The sequence below is a fragment of the Micromonospora sp. NBRC 110038 genome, from assembly GCF_020884815.1.
In the GTDB taxonomy this organism is placed as follows: Bacteria; Actinomycetota; Actinomycetes; order Mycobacteriales; family Micromonosporaceae; genus Micromonospora; species Micromonospora haikouensis.
The window spans coordinates 1-19,576 of the sequence record NZ_BBOL01000009.1 but is presented as its reverse complement, the minus strand read 5'-3'; the positions used below and the strand labels follow the sequence as shown (position 1 = coordinate 19,576).

The following is a 19,576-nucleotide window of genomic DNA, read 5'->3' as shown; positions in this document are numbered from 1 at the left end:
CGACCCGGGGGACGGCGACGCGGGCGGCGGGGGCTCGCTCAGGGGCGCAGGCCCAGCCTGGCCACGAGGTCGACCAGCGCGAACACGAACAGCGCGATGCCGACGAACCCGTTCGCCGTGAAGAACGCCCGGTTGACCTTGCTCAGGTCTGTCGGGCTGACCACGAGGTGCTGGTAGCCGAACGCGGCGGCGGTGAGGGCCAGCCCGATCCACCACGGCCAGCCGAACCCGACGAGCGCCCCGAACCAGACGAACAGCGCGAACGTCACCACGTGCGCGACGGTGGAGGCGTGCAGGGCGAACCGCAGCCCGTACCGCGCGGGCACGCTGTGCACGCCGATCTCGCGGTCGACCTCGGCGTCCTGGCAGGCGTAGATCAGGTCGAAGCCGCCGATCCACAGGCCGACGGCCGCGCCGAGCAGAAACGCCGGCCACGAGCCGGCGAAGGTGCCGGTGACGGCGAGCCACGCGCCGACCGGGCCGACCGCCTGGGCGACCGCGAGGATCGCGTGCGGCCAGTTGGTGAACCGCTTGCCGTACGGGTAGACGACCAGCGGGACCACCGCGAGCGGCGCGAGCGCCAGGCAGAGCGGGTTGAGCAGGGCGGCGGCGGCGAGGAACACCACGAGCGCGACGCCCGCGCCGGTCCAGGCCGTCCGCACGCTCACCGCCCCGGTGACCAGTTCCCGGGCGGCGGTACGCGGGTTCCGCGCGTCGATCCGCCGGTCGAGGATGCGGTTGGCGGCCATGGCGAACGTCCGCGCCCCGACCATCGCCACGGTGATCAGCAGCAGGTCGAGCCAGCGCACCCGGCCGCCGTCGACCTGCATCGCGGTCAGCGCCGACAGGTACGCGAACGGCAGCGCGAAGACGGAGTGCTCGATCGCGACGAGCTTGAGGAAGGACTTGACGCGGCCCGGCCGCGCGGGCGCAGCGGCGGCGGTGGCCATCAGATCCCGTACTCCTTCCAGCGCTTGTCGACCAGGGAGACGACCTCGGGGGCCATGGTCATCTCCTCGGGCCAGCCCCGGGTGTAGCCCTCGGAGGGCAGCTTGCGGGTGGCGTCGACGCCGACCTTGCCGCCCCAGAACTGCTGGTAGGAGGAGTGGTCGAGGTGGTCGACGGGCCCCTCGGTGAGCAGCAGGTCGCGGGCGTAGTCGACGTTGCCGAACGCCCGGAACGCGACCTCGTGGTAGTCGTGCACGTCGCAGTCCTCGTCCACGATCACGATCAGCTTGGTCAGCGACATCAGGTGCGCGCCCCAGATCGCGTTCATCACCTTCTGGGCGTGCTTCGGGTAACGCTTGCGGATCGACACGATCGCGCAGTTGTGGAAGACCCCGGCGGCCGGCAGGTCGTAGTCGACGATGTCGGGGATCAGCAGCTTGAGCAGCGGCTGGAAGATCCGCTCGGTGGCCTTGCCGAGGCCGTGGTCCTCCTGCGGCGGCTTCGAGGTGACGATCGAGTGGTAGACGGCGTCGCGCTGCATGGTCATCGTCTCGATGTGCAGCACGGGGAACGGCTCGACCGGGGTGTAGAAGCCGGTGTGGTCGCCGAACGGCCCCTCGGGCAGCCGCTCGCCGGGCTCCAGGTAGCCCTCCAGCACGATCTGGGCGTGCGCGGGCACCTGGAGCGGGACGGTGAGGCAGTCGACCATCTCGACCCGCTCGCCGCGCAGGAACCCGGCGAACAGGTACTCGTCGATGTCGCTGGGCAGCGGCGCGCTGGCCGCGTACGAGACGACCGGGTCGCAGCCGATCGCGACCGCGACGGGCAGGCGCTGGCCGAGCCGCTCGGCCACCGCGTGGTGGGCGGTCGAGTCCTTGTGGATCTGCCAGTGCATGCCGAGGGTGTTGCGGGAGTGCTGCTGGAGCCGGTAGAGGCCGAGGTTGCGCTTGCCGGTCTCGGGGTGCTTGGTGTGGGTGAGCCCGTAGTTGTGGAAGATCCCGCCGTCGCCGGGCCAGACCTGGAGGCCGGGCAGCCGGCCCAGGTCGACGTCGTCGCCGGAGTAGACCACCTGCTGGCACGGGGCCGTCTTGACCTTGCGCGGCGGCACCGACTTGAGCTGCATGACCTTGCCGAGGCCCTCGCGGATGCCGGACCAGCCGACGGGCAGCTCCGGCTTGATCAGCGCGCCGATCCGCGCGCCGATCTCGTCGAGCGAGTCGACGCCCAGCGCCATCGCCATCCGCTTCTCGGTGCCGAACAGGTTGATCGCCACCGGCAGCTCACCCCGGGTGGGGCGCTCGAACAGCAGCGCGGGGCCGCCCTCGCGCACGGTCCGGGTGACGATCTCGCTGATCTCCAGCGTCGGGTCCACGGGGACGCGGACGCGGCGCAGCTCCCCCGCCCGCTCCAGGGCCGCGAGGAAGTCCTTCAGATCGGTGTACGGGAACCCACGAACCGCCATGCCCCCAGTCTCCCGCACCGTGCTGAGGTGCAAGGAAGGGCCCCTTGTTGACGCTTCCTGCAGAGGAAGGGCCCCCTGTCAACAAGCCCGGTCACCCGGGCGGCGGGCGTCTCCCCACCCGATCGGCGCTCGTTGGTACGGGTGGCGGTGCGACGGGTGGTCGGGCCGCCGGGGTCGGGACGGGGGCGGCGATGGGCGACGGGCGGGTGCCGGCGGGGTTCACCGAGCAACGGGCCCAGGTCGGCGCGGTGGCGATCAACTACGTCCGGGGCGGCCGGGGGCCGACCCTGGTGCTGCTGCACGGCTACCCGCAGTGCTGGCGGATGTGGCGGGGGCTGCTGCCGGAGCTGGCCGACTCGTACCACGTGATCGCCCCCGACCTGCGCGGCTTCGGCGACAGCGACGCCCCGCCCGGCGGGTACGACAAGAAGACCGTCGCCGCCGACCTGCACGGGCTGCTGACCGGCCTGGGCCTGGCCGACGACATCCGGCTGGTCGGCCACGACGTGGGCACCATGGTCGCGTACGCCTACGCCGCCGCGCACCCCGGCACGGTGTCCCGGCTGGTGCTGACCGAGGCACCGATCCCCGACGAGAGCATCTACGCGTTTCCCGCGTTGACCGCCGCCGGGCCGGCGGTGTGGAACTTCGGCTTCTTCAACCTCACCAACGGCCTGCCGGAGGAGCTGGTCGCCGGCCGGGAGTCGCTCTGGGTGGACCGCTTCACCGACTCGATCATGGTGCACAAGGGCAGCATCGGCGCGGACGACATCGAGGAGTACGCCCGGCATCTGAAGGACCCGGCGCACCTGCGGGCCAGCTTCGCCTACTTCCGCGCGTTCGGGCAGGACGTCGCGGACAACGCGGCGTACCGGAAGCGGCCGCTGCCGATGCCGGTGCTCGCCGTCGGGGCCGGGGCCAGCCTCGGCGGGCAGGTGGCCGACCAGGTGCGCCGGTACGCCCGCACGGTCGAGGGCCGGGTGGTCGAGGACTGCGGCCACTGGCTGTTCGAGGAGCGCCCGGCCGAGCTGACCGCCCTCCTGCTCCCCTTCCTGCGCGGCTGACGCCGCGTGCCGGTCAGCGGGTGCGGGCCAGTGCCACGAAGGCTCGCCAGGCGGCCGGGGCGAACGTCAGCACATCGCCGTCGCGGTCCTTGCTGTCGCGCACGCCGACCACGCCGGAGAGGTTGTCGGCCACCTCGACGCAGTTGCCGCCGTTGGTGCTGCTCCGGGTGCTGGTGCGCCACCGCGCGCCGGTCAGCTCCATGACTTTGCCACCTCCGTCAACAGGTCGATCGACTGTCGGGGTGGCAGCGCCTCGCCCTGGATCGACTCCCAGGCCGACCGGACCGCCAGCACGTCCCCGGTGTGGTCGATCACCTGGCCCTTGAGCTGATCGTCGAGATAGACGACGTCCTCCCCGGTGGGCAGCGTAGCCAGTACGAAGGCCCCGGCGACACCCGGATACGCGCCGACCGTGCCGGGCACGACGTGCAGCCGCACCCGGGGATGCTCGGTGGCCAGCTTCACCAGGCGCAGCGATTGCTCGCGCATCACCACCGGGCCGCCGACCGGGCGGCGCAGCACGTGCTCGTCGAGCACCGCGACGAGCTGCGGCGGGCGTTCCCCGGTGAGCACCGCCTGCCGCGCCAGTCGCGCCTCCACCCGCTGCTCCACCTCCGGCTCGTCGAAGAGGCCGACGCTGCGGAACAGCGCGCGGGCGTACGCCGCCGTCTGGAGCAACCCCGGCACCACCGTGTTCTCGAACGACCGGAGCACGGTGGCCTGCCGCTCGTTGGCCTCCCACTCCCGCATCCACTGCAGCGACCCGAGGCGGACCAGCATGCGCGCGAACGCGCCGCCCGTGTCGAGCGCCACGTCGACCAACTCCCAGAAGTCCGGCGGCGGCTTGCGCGCCCCGGTCTCGACCATCGCCACCGTCGACGGCGAATAGTTGACCGCCTTCGCCAGGTCCTCCTGGGTCATCCTCCGGGCGGCCCGCATGTGCCGTAGCTCATCGATCAACACCCGCAGGCGCTCGTCCATCCCCGCGTCCCCTCACCGTCGTTTCCGCGTTTCTCACGGCATTCACCGAGCACCCCGGCCAACACACAGGGCAACCAGTCACCTTCTCACGGTAGCGGGGTCCTCGCCAGACTGTGCACAACGGAACCGCCCGGATCCGACCCGAAAGGACGGGCGCAACCGTCGCGGGGCCGTCCGGCACGTCGGCGACGGACGGCCCCGCCGCCAGGCCACCCACCGAGAGCGAGGAGAGCGCGATGACCGGCTGTGCACGGCCCACGCGGCTGCACGTACCCCTTCGCCCGCTCTGGCTCTGCCGGGCCTGCGGCGCGCCGTGGCCCTGCGCAACGGCGCGGCTGACCCTCCTGACCGACTACCGGAACAGCCCCATCGCTCTGTCGATCTACCTCGCCGGAATGCTGTACAACGCCGTCGACGATCTGTATCGGCTCGACCCGCACGACGCGCCGAATCCCGGCGCCCTGCACGCGCGCTTCCTGGGCTGGGCAGCCCCCCGCACCCCCCGCTTCCCGGATCGGTGATCAAGAGAAAAGCGTCATAGTTGATCTATGCGATGACGCAAACCTCTTGATCACCGGGCAGGGGAGCGGGCGCTCGCCCCGAGAGAGCACCCCGGCGACATGCATGATGGGGGCATGAGCGACGCGTACGTGTCCGGCGACCCGGACGGCCTCTCGCCCCTGCTGGTCCGCATCCGCGACGCCGTGGCGCGGGAGCTGCACGCCCAACTCGCCATGCGGTCGGACCGGATCGAGCTGGCCGACGTGCCGGAGATCGCCTACCAGGTGACGCGCCGGGTCGACGAGGTGCTGACCCGACGGTGACCAACCGTTGACACGACGGTGACGGGCCCCGGGGTCCACTCGCCGGGCATGGGCGGGCCGGGAGGCAGCGCCGCGACCTGTGGCGGTCGGCCGGCCCGGACGGAGATCCCCATGAGCAGACGCGCTCTCCACAGCGTGCTGGCGGCCCTCGCCCTCGTGGCCGGGCTGCTCGGCGGCGCGCCGCCGGCAGCGGCGGCCACCACGACCGTGACGTTCCTCCCCAGCCAGGACACCTACGTCAGCTCGTCGAGCCCGAACACGAACTTCAACAGCACCAACTCGCTCGTGGTCGGTGCCGCCCCGACCCGGATCTCGTACCTCCAGTTCACGGTCACCCGGCTGACCGACCCGGTCAGCAGCGCCCGCCTCCGGCTGCACGTCCAGAACACCCCCAACGCCCCCAGCCCGGCCGGCGGCACCGCGCAGCAGGCCGGCACCGACTGGTCGGAGCGCACGCTGACGTACGCCACCCGGCCGCCGTCGATCGGCGGACCGTTCGGGTCGATCGGCACGGTGCGCAGCAACACCTGGTACGAGCTGGACGTCACCAGCGCCGTCACCGGCAACGGCCTCGTCGCCTTCTCCCTGTCGTCCACCAACCCGGACGGCGCCTTCTACGACAGCCGGGAGTCCGGTGCCTTCTCCCCGCAACTGGTCGTCGGCACCGGCAACCCGTCCACGGGCGACAACGTGCTGCTCAACGCAGGGGACATCTCCGCGTGCAGCACCACCGGCGCCACGCAGACCGCGCAGATCGTCGCCCGCGAGCCCGGCACCGTCATGGCCGGCGGCGACCTGACCGACAGCGGCACGGCTGACCAGCTCGCCAACTGCTACGACCCGACCTGGGGCCGGTTCAAGGACCGGACGAAGCCCATCCTCGGCAACCACGACTATCTGACGGCCAACGCCAAACCCACCTTCGACTACTTCGGCCCGGTGCTGCCGCCCGGCAAGGGCTACTACTCCTTCGACAAGGCCGGCTGGCACATCGTCGTGCTGAACACCAACTGCTCGAAGGTGGGCGGCTGCCAGGCCGGCTCGGCGCAGGAGCGGTGGCTGCGCGCGGACCTGGCCGCGCACCCGACCCGCTGCACCCTGGCCCAATATCATCACCCGCTGTTCAGCTCCGGCGGCCGGGAATCGTCTAGCGTCCGGCCCCTGTTCCAGGCGCTCTACGACGCCGGCGCCGAGATCGTCATCAACGGGCACAACCACCAGTACGAGCGGTTCGCCCCGCAGGACCCGTCGGGGGTCGCCGACCCGGCCCGGGGCATCCGGGAGTTCGTGGTGGGCACCGGGGGCCGTTCGCTCCAGAGTTCGTTCCCCGAGCCCGCCGCCAACAGCGAGGTCAAGAACGGACGCACCTTCGGGGTGCTCAAGCTGACGCTCTCGCCGGGCAGCTACACCTGGCAGTTCCTGCCGGTGGTCGGCGCCACCTTCACCGACTCGGGCACCGGCACCTGCCACTGACCCGGGCCGGGTCCGGCCCGCTCGTGCGGGTCGGACCCGGTGGGGGTCAGCTCACCCCGGCGTACGAGTGCAGGCCGGTGAAGAAGAAGTTGACGCCGAACAGGTTCATCAGCACGGTGAGGAAGCCGACGATGGCGAGCCAGGTCGCCACGTTGCGTCGCACGCTCGGGGTGGCCCGGGCGTGCAGGTAGCCCGCGTAGACCACCCAGGAGATGAACGCCCAGGTCTCCTTCGGGTCCCAGCCCCACGGCCGGCCCCACGCGGCCTCCGCCCAGATCGCACCGGCGATCACCGCGAAGGTGAAGACCGGGAACGCGAAGGCGTGCAGCGAGAAGGTCAGCCGCTCCAGGCCGGCCGCCGCCGGCAGCCGCTTCGCCAGGGTGTACGGGAAGCTGCGCTTGCCCTGCTCGTAGCCGTTGCGCATGAGGAACGCGACCGCCGGCACGACGCCCAGCAGGAAGATGCCCGACGAGAAGCTGATCGTCGACACGTGCACGACGAACCAGTAGGAGTTGAGCGCCGGGGTCAGCGGCACCACCTCGACATAGAGCTTCAGCTCGGCGAACGCCAGCAGCAGCACCATGACGAGGGTGAGGAACAGCCCGAGGCGGCGCAGCGAGGGGCGCTTCCACAGCACGGCGAGCCACGCCGCCGTGCCGATGAACGACACGGTCAGCACGAACTCGTACATGTTGCCCCAGGGCATCCGGTCGGCGGCGATGCCGCGCGTGACCGTGGCGCCGAGGTGCAGCGCGGCGGCGAGCGCGGTGATCCACACCGCCACCCGGCCGGCGAGCCGGCCCCGGGCCGTCGAACGGTCGACGCCGACCGGCGGGGCGTCGGCCTTGGCGACGGGACCGTCGGGAAGGACGCTGCCCCCGGCACCCACCCCCGCCCCGACCAGCTCGCGCGCGGGCGCGGCGGGCCGGGCGACGGCGCGGGCGTTGCCCAGGGCGTACTCGACGGCGTGGCTGATCATCGCGATCAGGTACGCCAGGGTCGCGAACGTGACCAGTTGGTCGGAGAGTGCGGACATCACTGCGCTCCTTCTCGCGTCCCGGCCGGGCCACGCGCTGTTGCCTCGCCGGCCCGCTCGCCCGGCGTACCGTCGCCGCGGATGGCGGCGACGAGCTGCGCGAACTCGTCGGCGAACCCTGGATAGTCGGTGCGCGGCAGGCCACCGGCCTCCACCAAGCTACTACCGGCCGTCGGAGATCCACCGGCGGGGTCCGCCGCAGTCTCCGTCGCCCCGGTCGCCGGGGGCGTCCCGGCCGGCGTGACGCGGAACCAGACCCGGCGACGCTTGCCGAACAGCGCACCCATGAGGCCGATCAGCAGCGTCGTCGAGCTGACCAGCAGCAGGGCCGAGCCGGGGTCGTACCGGACCGAGATCGTGATGTACGGCTGCGTGCCGACGAACTCCAGCACGCTGCCGTCGTCCAACGTCCACTTCTCGCCGACGGCGAGCTTGCGGTCGCCGATCTGCTTGAGCTTGCCGTTGCTGACCTGGCGCTGGTCGAGCTGGTAGACCGAGCCGGGGATGCCGGCGTCCATGCCCAGGTTGCCCCGGTAGGCGACCAGCACCACCGCCGGGTTGCGCTCGGTCGGGAACTCCGACCGGGTGAACGGGGGCTGCTGCGGCGCGGTGGGCAGGTAGAGCCCCTCGAAGGCGACCTGGAGGTCGGCGTTCCGCTTCCCCGTGGCCGGGTCGACGTTGACGTCGGGGAACGCGGCCACGCCCTCGCTGGTGAGGGTGGCGTCCCCGGTGGTCAGGAACGGGAAGTTGCTGGTCTGCGTCTTGCCGTAGCGGTCGGTGTAGCGCAGGACCGGCGCGTACCCGTGGCCGAGCAGGTAGACGTTGGCGCCGCCGAGGCGCAGCGGGTCGTTCACCGAGAAGGACGCGGTGCGGGTGGCCCGGCCCGCCTCCTCCACGTCGACCGTCGCCCGGTACGACTCCGGCTGCGTCGACTCCAGGAACGTCGCGTCGAACTTCTTCAGCGTCAGGCAGAACGGCGGCAGGTCGGCGCTGTCGACGCGGGGGCCGAGCTTGGCCTCGGCGTACTGCTGCCGGGTGTTGCAGAACGCGTTGTCCGCGCCGGCCACCAGCAGCTTGTTGCCGTGCCAGCCGTACCACGAGCCGAGCGCGACCCCGAGCAGCACGGCGATGAGCGAGGTGTGGAACAGCAGGTTGCCGGTCTCCTTGAGGTAGCCCTTCTCGGCGGAGACCTCGGTGCCGCGCACCTGGACGCGCCAGCGGCGGCGGCGCAGCTCGGCGGCGATGGCCTCGACGGCCGCGGTCCCCTCGACGGTTGCGGGACCGGAGGTGGCGACGCCGGTCAGCACGGCGTGCTGGGGCAGCCGGTCCAGCCGCTTCGGCGCGGCCGGTGGCTTCGCCCGCAGGGCGCGCACGTGGTCGCGCAGCCGGGGCACGATGCAGCCGATCAGCGAGGTGAACAGCAGCAGGTAGATCGCCGAGAACCAGACCGAGCCGAACACCTCGAACGCGCCGATCCGGTCCAGCTTCGGGGCCAGGTCGGGGTGCTCGACGAAGTACTTGTTGACGTTCTCCGGGTTGACCCCGCGCTGCGGCAGCACCGAGCCGGGGATCGCGGCGACCGCGAGCAGGAACAGCAGGATCAGCGCCGTACGCATGCTGGTGAGCTGCCGCCACGAGTTGCGCAGCAGGGCCAGCACGGGGTTGGGCCGGCGGCGGGGGGCGTCGGCCGGCGGGGCCGGCCGGTCCTCGACGACCGTCATCAGATGCTCACCTCGCCCACGCCGACGGTGGTCTGCAACCAGATCACGAAGTTGGTCCACCCGCCGGTGACCAGCGCCAGGCCGATCAGGATCAGCAGGACCCCGCCGACGCGGGTGACCCAGCGGCTGTTGCGCCGCACGGCGCGGAACACCCCGAGCAGCCGGTGGAAGGCCAGCCCGAAGACGACGAACGGCACCCCCAGCCCGAGGCAGTACGCCACGGCGAGCACCACGGCTCGGTCGAGCTGCCCGCCGGGGGTGGCCATGCCGAGCACCGCCGCGAGCGTCGGGCCGGTGCAGGGCATCCAGCTCAGCGCGAAGACCGCGCCGAAGACGGGGGCCCCGAGCAGGCCGGCGGCGGGCAGCCGCTGGATGCGGAACTCCCGTTGCAGGCCGGGGAGCACCCCGACGAACGCCAGCCCGAGCACGATGATCAGCGCGCCCGCGCCGATCTCCAACTGCCGCTCGTACTGGATGAGGACCCGGCCGACGCTGGCGAAGAGGATCGCGGTGGCGGTGAAGACGGCGGTGAAGCCGGCGATGAAGAGCAGCGTCCCGGCGAGCACCCGCCCCTTCACGGCCGCGCCGGTCCGGCTGCCCTCCCGGGTACGCTCCGCCGCCCGTTCCCGCACGGCGACCCCGCCCCCGTCGGGGTGCCCGCCGCCGGCCGGCTCACCCGACCCGGGGGTGTCAACAGGGGGCCCCTGCTCTACCGAAGGCGTTGACAGGGGGCCCTTCCTTGCACGCTCCAGGTCGGTGCCGGCCAGGCCCGTCACGTAGGACAGGTAGCCGGGGACCAGGGGAAGGATGCACGGGGAGAGGAAGCTGACCAGCCCGGCGAGCGCCGCCGCGCCGATGGCCAGCAGCAGCGGGCCGCCGCTGGCGATGTCGTGGAAGGTCTCGCCCATCAGCGGGAACCGTCGGGCGCGGGCTTCTCGGCGGCGATCCGCTCGACGATCGGTTGCAGCCGGTCCTGGGTGACCGCCGACCGGATGACCACGGCGACCCGGCCGTCCCGGTCGAGGATCACGGTGGCCGGGATGGTGTTCGGCGCGATGTCGAAGGCGAGGGCCAGCCGGCTCGGCGGGTCGAACAGGCTCGGGTAGGTGACCCGACCTTCCTCGAACGCCAGGGCCTTGTCCCGGTTGTCCTGCACGTTGATGCCGAGGAACGTCACCCCGGAGCCCTTGGTGGCCTGGTAGGTGGCCTCCAGGTCGTCGGCCTCGGCGCGGCAGGGCGGGCACCAGGAGCCCCAGAAGTTGACCACGACGACCTGCCCGAGGTCCTTCGCGATGTCGTAGCTGCCGCCGGTGAGCAGCTCACCGGCGAGCTTCGGCGCGGCGGAGCGCTCGTCGGGGGCGCACTCGATGACCCCGTCGGTGGTGGCGCAGCGCCGCTCCTGGCTGTCGCCGGAGCAGCCGGCCAGCGCCGCCGTGGCCGTCACGGCCGCGAGGAGTCCGGCGATCCACCTTCGGGCTGGCATCAGGCCCCCTTGGCCGTCCGGGCGGTCGGCGATGTGGCGACGAGGTGGGCGGCGGGCTCCGAGTAGCCGATGCCCACCACCTTCGCGCCGTCGAAGTGGAACGAGGTGAGGCTGGCCAGCCCGCACTGCCGCTTGCGCGGGTCGTGCCAGAGCCGCTTGCGCTCGACGTACCGGCGCAGGGTCCAGATGGGGAGCTGGTGGGAGACCAGCACGGCCTCCCGGCCCTCGGCGGCGACGCGGGCGGCGTGCAGGGCGGCGAACATCCGCTCGGCGATCGCCCGGTACGCCTCGCCCCAGCTCGGGGTGACCGGGTCGCGCAGCACCCACCAGTTGCGCGGGTCGCGGAACGACCCGTCGCCCGGGGAGACCTTCTTGCCCTCGAACCAGTTGGCGCTCTCGATCAGCCGCTCGTCCACCCCGACGGGCAGGCCGAACTGGGCGGCGATCGGCTCGGCGGTCTGCTGGGCGCGTTCGAGCGGGCTGGCCACCACGTGCACCACGTGCCGCTCGGCGAGCCCCTGGGCCGCCGCCTTGGCCATCTGCACGCCCAGCTCCGACAGGCGGAAGCCGGGCAGCCGGCCGTAGAGGATCTGGCCCGGGTTGTGCACCTCACCGTGCCGCAGCACATGCACCACCGTCTTGCTCACCGGTTACCCCCCGTTGCCTGCCGCTGCCGCGTTCGCCGCCGCCGGCAGGGCCGAGGCGATCCGCTCCAGGGCGGCGTCGTCGATCGCCGCCGAGACGAACCAGGACTCGAACGCGCTCGGCGGCAGGTAGACGCCGTCGGCGAGCATCGAGTGGAAGAACGCCCGGAACGCCGGGACCTGCTGGGTCCGCGCGCTGTCGTAGTCGACCACGTCGGCGTCCGTGAAGAAGATCGAGAACATGCTGCCCGCGTACGACAGGCGGTGCGGGACCCCGGCGGCGGCCAGCGCGTCGGAGGCGAGCTTGCCCACGACGGCGGCCGTGTCGTCGAGCCTGCGGTAGACGGCGTCGTCGGCCAGCCGCAGCGTGGCCAGGCCGGCGGCGCACGCGAGGGGGTTTCCGGAGAGCGTGCCGGCCTGGTAGACCGGCCCGGCCGGGGCGAGTCGCGCCATGATCTCCGCGCGCCCGCCGAAGGCCGCGGCGGGCAGCCCGCCACCCATGACCTTTCCGTACGTCCACAGGTCGGCGTCGACCGGGTCGAGCCCGTGCCAGCCGGAGCGGGACACCCGGAACCCGGTCATCACCTCGTCGACGATGAGCAGCGCGCCGTGCGCGTGGGCGATCCGGGCGAGCTGGGCGTTGAACCCGTCGCGCGGGGCGACCACGCCCATGTTGCCGGCCGCCGCCTCGGTGATGACGGCGGCGATGTGCTGCCCCTGCGCGGCGAACGCCTCCTCGACGGCGGCGACGTCGTTGTACGGCAGCACGATGGTCTCGCCCGCCGCCGCGCCGGTGACGCCGGGCGAGTCGGGCAGGCCGAGGGTGGCCACGCCGGAGCCGGCGGCGGCGAGCAGCGCGTCGACGTGCCCGTGGTAGCAGCCGGCGAACTTGATGATCTTGGAGCGGCCGGTGTGGCCCCGGGCCAGCCGGATCGCCGACATGGTGGCCTCGGTGCCCGAGTTGACCAGCCGGACCTGCTCGACCGGGGTCCGGTCGACGATCTCGGCGGCCAGCTCGACCTCGCCGGGGGTCGGGGTGCCGAAGCTGGTGCCCAGGGCGGCGGCGGCCTGGACGGCGTCGACCACCGCGGGGTGGGCGTGCCCGAGCAGCAGCGGCCCCCAGGAGCAGACGAGGTCGACGTAGCGCCGGCCGTCCGCGTCGTAGAGCCAGGGACCCTCCCCCCGGACCATGAAGCGCGGCGTCCCGCCGACGGCCTGGAACGCGCGCACGGGGGAGTTGACCCCGCCCGGCACGATGGCGCGGGCGCGGTCGAACAGGGCCTCTGAGGCCGGCGCGTCGGCTGGGTAGCGGCCGGATCCGGCGGAGAAGTCATCGGTCACGATGCGGCCATTGTGTCAGCGCCGGACGGCGAATCGGCACCCACCCCTGATCGGGGTTACCGGGCTCACCCCGGCGGTGGGGCTCGACGGGGGGCTGGGACGGTCGCTGCGGCGGGACCCGCCGCGCCTGGTCGCCTCAACGGGCCGGGTGAGCGAGATCGCGATAGGCTGACCGGGTGGATCGTGCCGAACTGTCCATCACGGTACACCGGACGGGCGATGAAGCCGTGCTTCGCCTCGCCGGTGAGATCGACATGCTCACGGCCGCCCAGCTCTCGACCGCCGTCAACGAGGCGCTGGCCGACCCGCCGCCGCGCATCGTCCTCGACCTGGGCGGCGTCACCTTCTGCGACTCACAGGGCCTGGGCACCCTGGTCGTCCTCAGCCGCAAGGCCAGCCACGCCCAGAGCCTGCTGGTCCTGACCAACGTCGGCGACTTCCTGCTGCGCGTCCTGGACATCACGGGCCTACGCTCGGCCCTCATGATCCGCAACGGCGCGCCCGCCGACTGACCCGGGCGCCGGTCGCACCCCGGGTCAGCTCGGCAGGCCGCCTCGGCTCGGCGGCTCGCGTCAGCGCGGCAGGCTGGCAGGTTCCGTCAGCGCGGCAGGTCGCGGCGGCGGAACGCCAGCAGGCCCGCCGCCGACAGGGCCGCCGCGGTGGCGGTGAGCGCCAGCAGCGGCGTGCGGGGGACGGGGCCGCCCAGCACCTGCGGGGTGTGGGTGAACGGCGACAGGTCCAGCAGCCACTGGCTCAGCTCCAGCACCGCGCCGAGCTGCCCGAGCAGCAGGCAGGCCGCGAGCGCCGCCCAGGCCACCCCGACGCTGACGCGCGGCAGCAGGCCGAACAGCAGCACCGCCACGCCGACCAGCACCCACACCGCCGGCACGTGCGCCAGCGCCGCCCCGGTCAGCCGGGGCACCCGCCCGGCGACGTCGCCGATGCTGAGGCCGTACGCGAGCCCGGTCACCAGGCCCGTGACGACCAGCACGGCCGCCGGGCCGAGCAGGGCGAAGGCGAGGTGGCCGAGCAGCCAGCGGGACCTGCTCACGCCGGTGGCGAGCACCGGCTCGGCCCGCTGGGCGGTCTCCTCGGCCCGCATCCGCAGCGCGGCCTGGATGCCGTAGCCGGCGGCGGCGAGGGCGGTGATGCTCAGGGTCGCCCCGAGGTACGCCTCGGCGACCGACGCGGAGCCGCCCAGGCGCTCCATCAGCCGGGCGACGGCCTCGTTGCCCTCCACCGCGCTGCCGGCCGCCTCGGCCGCGCCGCCGAGCACCGCCCCGAGCGCCGCCGCGCCGACCGTCCAGCCGAGCAGCGCGACCCGGTTGAGCCGCCAGGCCAGCCCCAGCGGGCCGGCGAGGGCACCACCGGCGGTGGCCGGGCCGAGCCGCTGCGGCAGCACGCCGGCACCGAGGTCCCGCCGGGCGGCCAGCCCCGCCGCCAGCGCCCCGACCAGGGCGGTCAGCCCGACCAGCACCGCCAGGGGCCACCACCGCTCCGAGGTGTAGGGGTGGGTGCGCTGGGCCAGGCCCAGCGGGGAGAGCCGGCTCAGCCACTCCACCCCGCCGGCGTCCCCGGCGAGCCGGACCAGGTACGCCACGCCGAGGACCGCGAGGCCCAGCCCTCGGGCGGCGCCGGCGCTCTCGGTGAGCTGCGCGGCGAGCGCGCCGACGGTGGCGAAGAACATGCCGGCGAGGGTCACCGACAGCCCGAACGCCACCGAGCCGGCGGCCGGCAGGTCGGAGGCGACCAGGCCACCGGCGACGAGCAGCCCGAGCAGCAGGTCCGCCGCGTACGTGACGAGCAACGCGGCGGCCAGCGGCGCGGCCCGGCCGAGGACGGTGGCACCGAGCAGCTCCCGCCGGCCCGCCTCCTCCTCGGTGCGGGTGTGCCGGACGACGACGAGCAGGCTGATCAGGCCGACGATCAGGTGCAGCAGCCCGGCCCGCTGGGTGGCGAGCGCGCCGACGCTGTCGCCGTACGCGGGGCCGAGCAGCGCCACGATCGACGGGTTGCCGGCGGTGGTGGCCAGGTATTCGGCGCGCTGGGCGGCGGTCGGGTACAGCTCGGCGTAGGTCGCCGCATAGCTGGCGGGGAGGACGGCGATCACCAGCACCCAGATCGGCAGCAGGACGCGGTCGCGGCGCAGGATCAGCCGGACCAGGTGCCGGGTGCCGGTGAGCGGCCCGCCCCGCCCGGTGGCCGGGCGGCTCGTCGCGCCGCCCCGTGCGGCGACTGCGCGGCTCATCGCGTCGCCCCGGCCGGTGCGGCGTCGGGCGCGGCCGTCCCGTAGTGCCGCAGGAACAGCTCCTCCAGCGTGGGCGGCCGGCTGACCAGGCTGCGTACGCCGATCTCGGTGAGCCGGCGCAGCGCGGTGTCGAGGGCCGGGGTGTCCACGTCGAAGCGGACGCGGTCGCCGTCGACCCGCAGGTCGTGCACGCCGGGCAGCCCGGCCAGCCCGTGCGGCGGCCCGGCCAGCTCGGCGTCGACGCTGGTGCGCTGGAGGTGGCGCAGCTCGCTCAGGGTGCCGGCCTCGGCGGCCCGGCCGCTGCGGATGATCGTCACCCGGTCGCAGAGGGCCTCGACCTCGCCGAGGATGTGGCTGGAGAGCAGCACGGTGCGGCCCTCGGCGCGGGCCCGGCGGACCCAGTGCTGGAAGACCTCCTCCATCAGCGGGTCGAGCCCGGAGGTGGGCTCGTCGAGGATCAGCAGCTCGGCGTCGGAGGCGAGGGCGGCGACCAGCCCGACCTTCTGCCGGTTGCCCTTGGAGTAGGCCCGGCCCTTCTTGCGCGGGTCCAGCTCGAAGGCGGCGAGCAGCTCGTCGCGGCGGGCGCGGTCGAGGCCGCCGCGCATCCGGCCGAGCAGGTCGATCACCTCGCCGCCGGTCAGGTTGGGCCACAGCGTCACGTCGCCGGGCACGTACGCGAGCCGGCGGTGCAGGGCGACGGCGTCGCGCCACGGGTCGCCGCCGAGCAGCCGGACGGCTCCCGCGTCGGCGCGGAGCAGGCCGAGCAGCACGCGGATGGCGGTGGACTTGCCGGCCCCGTTGGGGCCCAGGAACCCGTGCACCTCGCCGGCGCGGACGGTCAGGTCGAGCCCGTCGAGCGCCCTGGTCCGGCCGAAGGTCTTCACCAGGCCGGAGATCTCTATCGGAGTTTCCACACTTCCGAAGCTACAGTGATTTCAGAAAGTTGTGAAGTCTGTAGAACCTGAGGCACGATCAGATACCCGACCGCCGAGGAGAGCCCGATGAGCGCCGCCGATCCGCCCCGCCGCAACGACGAGGCGGTCCACCACTTCGTCGAGCGGATGGCCATGGCCTTCGCGGAGGTCGGCTTCCCCCGGATGGCGGCCCGGGTGCTGTTCACGGTCATGAGCGCGGACGACCCGCTGACCGCCGCCGAGATCGGCGAGCGGCTCGACGTCAGCGCGGCGGCCGTCTCCGGCGCGGTCCGCTACCTGACCCAGTTCGGCATGCTGGTCCGCGAGCCGGTGAAGGGCTCCCGCCGCGACCGGTACCGGCTGCCCGACAACCCCTGGTACGAGGGGACCATCACCAAGACCGGGATCTACAAGAACCTCATCGACCTCGCCGACGGCGGGGTCGCCGCCCTGAACGGACGCGGCACCGTGGCCGGCGAGCGGGTCTCCGAGATGCGCGACTTCTTCGTCTTCGTCCAGGAGGAGATCGACTCGCTGGGCGAACGCTGGCGGGCCCGGCGCGCCGCCATCGGGCACGGCAGGCACCCGGCCGACCGGTGACCCGCCCGCGCCGGCCACCGCCCTGCCGGTCGGCCCGCCCCGCCGCTGCCTAGAGGCTGCTGCCCCAGCGGGCCTGTTCGAGGAGTTCCACGGCGCGGGCGGGGCCGTCCGGGGCGTCGCCGCGCAGCAGCGTCGTGGCCTCGTCGACCGCGTCGGTGAGCGCCCGCCACTGCGTCTCGCGCTCGCGGACCAGGTCGGACTGCGCGGCCAACTGCCGGGTCTTCACCCACAGCTCGACGAAGACCGACACCTTGGCCCGCAGCACCCACGGGTCGAAGGGCTTGGTCAGGTAGTCCACCGCGCCGACCGCATACCCGCGCAGGGCGAGCTGGGCGTCCTTGTCGGCGGCGGTGAGGAAGATGATCGGCACGTGCCGGGTGCGTTCCCGCCGCTTGATGTGGCTGGCCGTCTCGAAGCCGTCCATGTCGGGCATCTGCGCGTCCAGCAGGATGACCGCGAAGTCGTCCACCAGCAGCTGCTTGAGCGCCGCCTCGCCGCTCTCCACCGCCACCGACTGCACCGGCAGCCCCTGGAGGATCGCCTCCAGGGCCATCAGATTCTCCCGCCGGTCGTCGACCAGCAGCGCCTTGGCCGTCTGACTCACGAACTCTCCTCGCCTCGGCTGCCGCTCACCCAGGACGACATCAGCTCGATCAGCTCGTCCAGGTCGACCGGTTTGGTGATGTAGTCGCTGCCCCCCGCCGCGAGCGCGGACTCGCGGTCCCCCGGCATGGCCTTCGCGGTCAGGAAGACGATCGGGAGGTCGGCGAAGTGGTGGTTACGGCGGATCTGCCGGGTCGTCTCGTAGCCGTCCTGGTCGGGCATCATCGCGTCCATCAGCACGATGTCCACCTCCGGATGCTCGGCCAGCAGGCGGACCCCGTCCGCCCCGTTGTCCGAGTACAACACGGTCATACCGTGCAACTCCAATGCGCTGGTCAGAGCGAAGACGTTTCGCACGTCGTCATCGATGATCAGCACGGTCACACCCTCCAGCCGGCGGGTCCCCGGCGCCTCGGCCGGCTCCGGCAGCTCCAGCGGGGGCATGAGCAGCGACGACGGCAGGCCCGCCCGGGCCGGCGAGGGCGGCGCGGGTGCGACCACCGCGTCCGGCGCCAGCACCTCCGGTACGTAGAGGGTGAACGTCGAACCCTCCCCGGGCGCCGAGCTGACCGTGATCGACCCGCCGAGCAGACGGGCCAGGTCCCGGCTGATCGACAGCCCGAGCCCCGTCCCGCCGTAGCGGCGGCTGGTCGTACCGTCCGCCTGCTGGAACGCCTCGAAGATCAGCGACAGCTTGTCGTCCGAGATGCCGATGCCCGTGTCGATCACCGTGAAGGCGATCACCTGGCGGGCGTTGGTCAGCGCCGGGACGTCGAACACGACGTTCTCGGGGGCCGGGGCGATGCGCAGCGTCACCGCGCCGTTGTCGGTGAACTTCACCGCGTTGGAGAGCAGGTTGCGCAGGATCTGCTGCAGCCGCTGCGCGTCGGTGACCAGCGCCGGGGGCAGCTCCTTGGCCAGCCGCACCTGGAAGTCGAGGCCCTTCTCCTCCGCCTGCGGGGCGAACGCCTGCTCGACGAACCCCCGGATCTCGGTGAACTGGACCTCCGTCGGCTCGACGTCCATCCGGCCCGCCTCGATCTTCGACAGGTCGAGGATGTCGTCGATCAGGCGCAGCAGGTCCGAGCCGGAGCCGTGGATGGTCCGGGCGAACTCGATCTGCTTCGGGGTGAGGTTCTGCTCCGAGTTCTCCACCAACAGCCGCGCGAGCAGCAGCAGCGAGTTCAGCGGCGTACGCAGCTCGTGGCTCATGTTGGCCAGGAACTCCGACTTGTACGCCGACGCCCGGGTGAGCTGCTGCGCCTTGTCCTCCAGGCCGAGCCGGGCCAGCTCGATCTCCCGGTTCTGGGTCTCGATGTTGGCCTTCTGCTCCGACAGGAGCTGGGCCTTGTCCTCCAGCTCGGCGTTGGTGCGCTGCAGCTCGGCCGACTGCTCCTGCAGCTCGTGGGCCAGCCGCTGCGACTGCGCCAGCAGCTCCTCGGTGCGCCGGTTGGCCTGGATGGTGTTGACGGCCACGCCGATGGTCAGCACCAGCCGCTCCAGGAACGTCAGGTGCAGGTCGGGGAAGGCCGCCACGCCGGCGAACTCGATCACGCCGAGCAGCTCGCCCTCGAACAGGACGGGGAGCACCACCAGGTCGGCCGGCGGGGTGTTGGCGAGCCCGGAACGCAGGGTGAGCCGGCCGTCCGGCGAGGCGCTCACCCGGATCGTCCGGCGGGAGAGCGCGGCCTGCCCGACCAGTCCCTCGCCCGGCCCGAACGTGACGTCGTGCCCCCGCGCCACGTAGCCGTACGAGGCGGTCAGCCGCAGCCGCATGCTGCCGTCCGAGGTGTCCGCCAGGAAGAACGCGCCGAGCTGCGCGTCGACCAGCGGGGTCACCTCCATCATGATCATCCGGCAGACCTCGCCGAGGTCACGCTGCCCCTGGAGCAGGCCGCCGATGCGGGCCAGGTTGGAGTCCAGCCAGCCCTGCTCGGCGTTCTTCTTCGTCGTCTCCCGGAGGGTGACGATCATCTGGTTGATGTTGTCCTTCAGGTCGGCGACCTCGCCCTGCGCCTCGACCGCGATCCGCTGGGTCAGGTCGCCCCGGGTCACCGAGGTCGACACCTCGGCGATGGCCCGGAGCTGGGTGGTGAGCGTCGAGGCGAGCTGGTTGACGTTCTCCGTGAGGTCCCGCCAGGTGCCCGAGACGCCCTTCACCTGGGCCTGCGCGCCCAGCTTGCCCTCGATGCCGACCTCGCGGCCCACCCGGGTCACCTCGTCGGCGAACGACC

20 protein-coding genes are annotated in these 19,576 nt (G+C 72.8%); 6 read left to right on the top strand and 14 right to left on the bottom strand.

The genetic code is table 11. The annotated features are described in order from the left end of the window. Positions 1-38: 38 nt before the first annotated feature. Together mqnP and LPU61_RS25620 are read right to left on the bottom strand one after the other, a co-directional pair. On the bottom strand, positions 39-950 hold the full coding sequence (mqnP, locus tag LPU61_RS25625) for a menaquinone biosynthesis prenyltransferase MqnP (protein WP_077935625.1): 912 nt from the start codon (positions 948-950) through the stop codon (positions 39-41). Next, positions 950-2,410 (bottom strand): menaquinone biosynthesis decarboxylase, encoded by a 1,461-nt coding sequence (locus tag LPU61_RS25620; protein WP_229406413.1) that lies wholly within the window; start codon positions 2,408-2,410, stop codon positions 950-952. Before LPU61_RS25620 ends, mqnP begins: the two co-directional genes overlap by 1 nt. 191 nt (positions 2,411-2,601) lie before the next feature. Between LPU61_RS25620 and LPU61_RS25615 the strand changes: the two genes are divergently transcribed. Continuing rightward, positions 2,602-3,474 (top strand): alpha/beta fold hydrolase, encoded by an 873-nt coding sequence (locus tag LPU61_RS25615; protein WP_229406412.1) that lies wholly within the window; start codon positions 2,602-2,604, stop codon positions 3,472-3,474. A gap of 13 nt (positions 3,475-3,487) precedes the next feature. Here the strand turns inward: LPU61_RS25615 and LPU61_RS25610 are convergent, their stop codons facing one another. Together LPU61_RS25610 and LPU61_RS25605 are read right to left on the bottom strand one after the other, a co-directional pair. After that, positions 3,488-3,676, bottom strand: a complete 189-nt coding sequence (locus tag LPU61_RS25610) for a DUF397 domain-containing protein (RefSeq protein ID WP_229406411.1) — start codon at positions 3,674-3,676, stop codon at positions 3,488-3,490. Continuing rightward, a complete protein-coding gene (locus LPU61_RS25605; RefSeq protein ID WP_229406410.1) occupies positions 3,667-4,455 on the bottom strand; it encodes a helix-turn-helix transcriptional regulator in 789 nt (262 codons plus the stop codon). Before LPU61_RS25605 ends, LPU61_RS25610 begins: the two co-directional genes overlap by 10 nt. A 236-nt stretch (positions 4,456-4,691) precedes the next feature. On the opposite strand from LPU61_RS25605, the gene LPU61_RS25600 reads away from it, so the two are divergent. From LPU61_RS25600 to LPU61_RS25590, 3 genes are all read left to right on the top strand, one after another. Beyond that, complete coding sequence (locus LPU61_RS25600; protein WP_043961339.1) at positions 4,692-4,976, top strand: hypothetical protein; 285 nt, start codon at positions 4,692-4,694, stop codon at positions 4,974-4,976. A gap of 114 nt (positions 4,977-5,090) precedes the next feature. Further along, positions 5,091-5,279 carry a hypothetical protein gene (locus LPU61_RS25595; protein ID WP_229406409.1) on the top strand — a complete coding sequence of 63 codons (189 nt, stop codon included), beginning with the start codon at positions 5,091-5,093 and terminating at the stop codon, positions 5,277-5,279. A 111-nt stretch (positions 5,280-5,390) separates the two neighbouring features. Further along, the gene (locus LPU61_RS25590) at positions 5,391-6,752 is read left to right on the top strand and encodes a DNRLRE domain-containing protein (protein WP_229406408.1); all 1,362 of its coding nucleotides are present in this window, start codon (positions 5,391-5,393) and stop codon (positions 6,750-6,752) included. 46 nt (positions 6,753-6,798) lie between these two features. On the opposite strand, the gene ccsB is transcribed toward LPU61_RS25590, so the two are convergent. From ccsB to hemL, 6 genes are read right to left on the bottom strand one after another with little or no spacing between them, the layout of a single operon-like run. Next, positions 6,799-7,788, bottom strand: a complete 990-nt coding sequence (ccsB, locus tag LPU61_RS25585) for a c-type cytochrome biogenesis protein CcsB (protein WP_229406407.1) — start codon at positions 7,786-7,788, stop codon at positions 6,799-6,801. Then, entirely contained in the window at positions 7,788-9,509 is a 1,722-nt protein-coding gene (locus tag LPU61_RS25580; RefSeq protein WP_229406406.1) for a cytochrome c biogenesis protein ResB, read from the bottom strand. The genes ccsB and LPU61_RS25580 overlap by 1 nt, the downstream gene beginning before the upstream one ends. After that, positions 9,509-10,417: a cytochrome c biogenesis CcdA family protein gene (locus LPU61_RS25575; RefSeq protein WP_229406405.1), complete on the bottom strand. Its 909-nt coding sequence runs from the start codon at positions 10,415-10,417 to the stop codon at positions 9,509-9,511. Before LPU61_RS25575 ends, LPU61_RS25580 begins: the two co-directional genes overlap by 1 nt. Further along, complete coding sequence (locus LPU61_RS25570; protein ID WP_043961329.1) at positions 10,417-10,992, bottom strand: TlpA disulfide reductase family protein; 576 nt, start codon at positions 10,990-10,992, stop codon at positions 10,417-10,419. The genes LPU61_RS25575 and LPU61_RS25570 overlap by 1 nt, the downstream gene beginning before the upstream one ends. After that, complete coding sequence (locus LPU61_RS25565; RefSeq protein WP_043961327.1) at positions 10,992-11,639, bottom strand: histidine phosphatase family protein; 648 nt, start codon at positions 11,637-11,639, stop codon at positions 10,992-10,994. The genes LPU61_RS25570 and LPU61_RS25565 overlap by 1 nt, the downstream gene beginning before the upstream one ends. A 3-nt stretch (positions 11,640-11,642) precedes the next feature. Then, positions 11,643-12,977 (bottom strand): glutamate-1-semialdehyde 2,1-aminomutase, encoded by a 1,335-nt coding sequence (hemL, locus tag LPU61_RS25560; protein WP_043961326.1) that lies wholly within the window; start codon positions 12,975-12,977, stop codon positions 11,643-11,645. A 176-nt stretch (positions 12,978-13,153) separates the two neighbouring features. On the opposite strand from hemL, the gene LPU61_RS25555 reads away from it, so the two are divergent. Further along, the gene (locus LPU61_RS25555; RefSeq protein WP_043961324.1) at positions 13,154-13,489 is read left to right on the top strand and encodes an STAS domain-containing protein; all 336 of its coding nucleotides are present in this window, start codon (positions 13,154-13,156) and stop codon (positions 13,487-13,489) included. Positions 13,490-13,575: 86 nt separating this feature from the next. On the opposite strand, the gene LPU61_RS25550 is transcribed toward LPU61_RS25555, so the two are convergent. Further along, positions 13,576-15,225: an ABC transporter permease gene (locus LPU61_RS25550; protein WP_229406404.1), complete on the bottom strand. Its 1,650-nt coding sequence runs from the start codon at positions 15,223-15,225 to the stop codon at positions 13,576-13,578. Further along, complete coding sequence (locus tag LPU61_RS25545) at positions 15,222-16,139, bottom strand: ABC transporter ATP-binding protein (RefSeq protein ID WP_043961321.1); 918 nt, start codon at positions 16,137-16,139, stop codon at positions 15,222-15,224. The genes LPU61_RS25550 and LPU61_RS25545 overlap by 4 nt, the downstream gene beginning before the upstream one ends. 87 nt (positions 16,140-16,226) lie before the next feature. On the opposite strand from LPU61_RS25545, the gene LPU61_RS25540 reads away from it, so the two are divergent. After that, positions 16,227-16,739: a GbsR/MarR family transcriptional regulator gene (locus LPU61_RS25540; protein WP_229406403.1), complete on the top strand. Its 513-nt coding sequence runs from the start codon at positions 16,227-16,229 to the stop codon at positions 16,737-16,739. 49 nt (positions 16,740-16,788) lie between these two features. On the opposite strand, the gene LPU61_RS25535 is transcribed toward LPU61_RS25540, so the two are convergent. Continuing rightward, on the bottom strand, positions 16,789-17,343 hold the full coding sequence (locus LPU61_RS25535) for a two-component system response regulator (protein WP_043961319.1): 555 nt from the start codon (positions 17,341-17,343) through the stop codon (positions 16,789-16,791). Continuing rightward, positions 17,340-19,576, bottom strand: a 2,237-nt coding sequence (locus tag LPU61_RS25530) for an ATP-binding protein (protein WP_229406402.1), incomplete at its 5' end; no start/stop codon positions are given. The genes LPU61_RS25535 and LPU61_RS25530, both read right to left, overlap by 4 nt.

Excerpts from the sequence above, each read along its gene's own strand:
- LPU61_RS25615 (WP_229406412.1), top strand. The coding sequence starts at position 2,602 with ATGGGCGACGGGCGGGTGCCGGCGGGGTTCACCGAGCAACGGGCCCAG.
- LPU61_RS25575 (WP_229406405.1), bottom strand. The coding sequence starts at position 10,417 with ATGGGCGAGACCTTCCACGACATCGCCAGCGGCGGCCCGCTGCTGCTG.
- LPU61_RS25570 (WP_043961329.1), bottom strand. The coding sequence starts at position 10,992 with ATGCCAGCCCGAAGGTGGATCGCCGGACTCCTCGCGGCCGTGACGGCC.
- LPU61_RS25595 (WP_229406409.1), top strand. The coding sequence starts at position 5,091 with ATGAGCGACGCGTACGTGTCCGGCGACCCGGACGGCCTCTCGCCCCTG.
- LPU61_RS25620 (WP_229406413.1), bottom strand. The coding sequence starts at position 2,410 with ATGGCGGTTCGTGGGTTCCCGTACACCGATCTGAAGGACTTCCTCGCG.
- LPU61_RS25590 (WP_229406408.1), top strand. The coding sequence starts at position 5,391 with ATGAGCAGACGCGCTCTCCACAGCGTGCTGGCGGCCCTCGCCCTCGTG.
- LPU61_RS25605 (WP_229406410.1), bottom strand. The coding sequence starts at position 4,455 with ATGGACGAGCGCCTGCGGGTGTTGATCGATGAGCTACGGCACATGCGG.
- LPU61_RS25580 (WP_229406406.1), bottom strand. The coding sequence starts at position 9,509 with ATGACGGTCGTCGAGGACCGGCCGGCCCCGCCGGCCGACGCCCCCCGC.
- LPU61_RS25550 (WP_229406404.1), bottom strand. The coding sequence starts at position 15,225 with ATGAGCCGCGCAGTCGCCGCACGGGGCGGCGCGACGAGCCGCCCGGCC.
- LPU61_RS25600 (WP_043961339.1), top strand. The coding sequence starts at position 4,692 with ATGACCGGCTGTGCACGGCCCACGCGGCTGCACGTACCCCTTCGCCCG.
- LPU61_RS25540 (WP_229406403.1), top strand. The coding sequence starts at position 16,227 with ATGAGCGCCGCCGATCCGCCCCGCCGCAACGACGAGGCGGTCCACCAC.
- mqnP (WP_077935625.1), bottom strand. The coding sequence starts at position 950 with ATGGCCACCGCCGCCGCTGCGCCCGCGCGGCCGGGCCGCGTCAAGTCC.
- ccsB (WP_229406407.1), bottom strand. The coding sequence starts at position 7,788 with ATGTCCGCACTCTCCGACCAACTGGTCACGTTCGCGACCCTGGCGTAC.
- LPU61_RS25610 (WP_229406411.1), bottom strand. The coding sequence starts at position 3,676 with ATGGAGCTGACCGGCGCGCGGTGGCGCACCAGCACCCGGAGCAGCACC.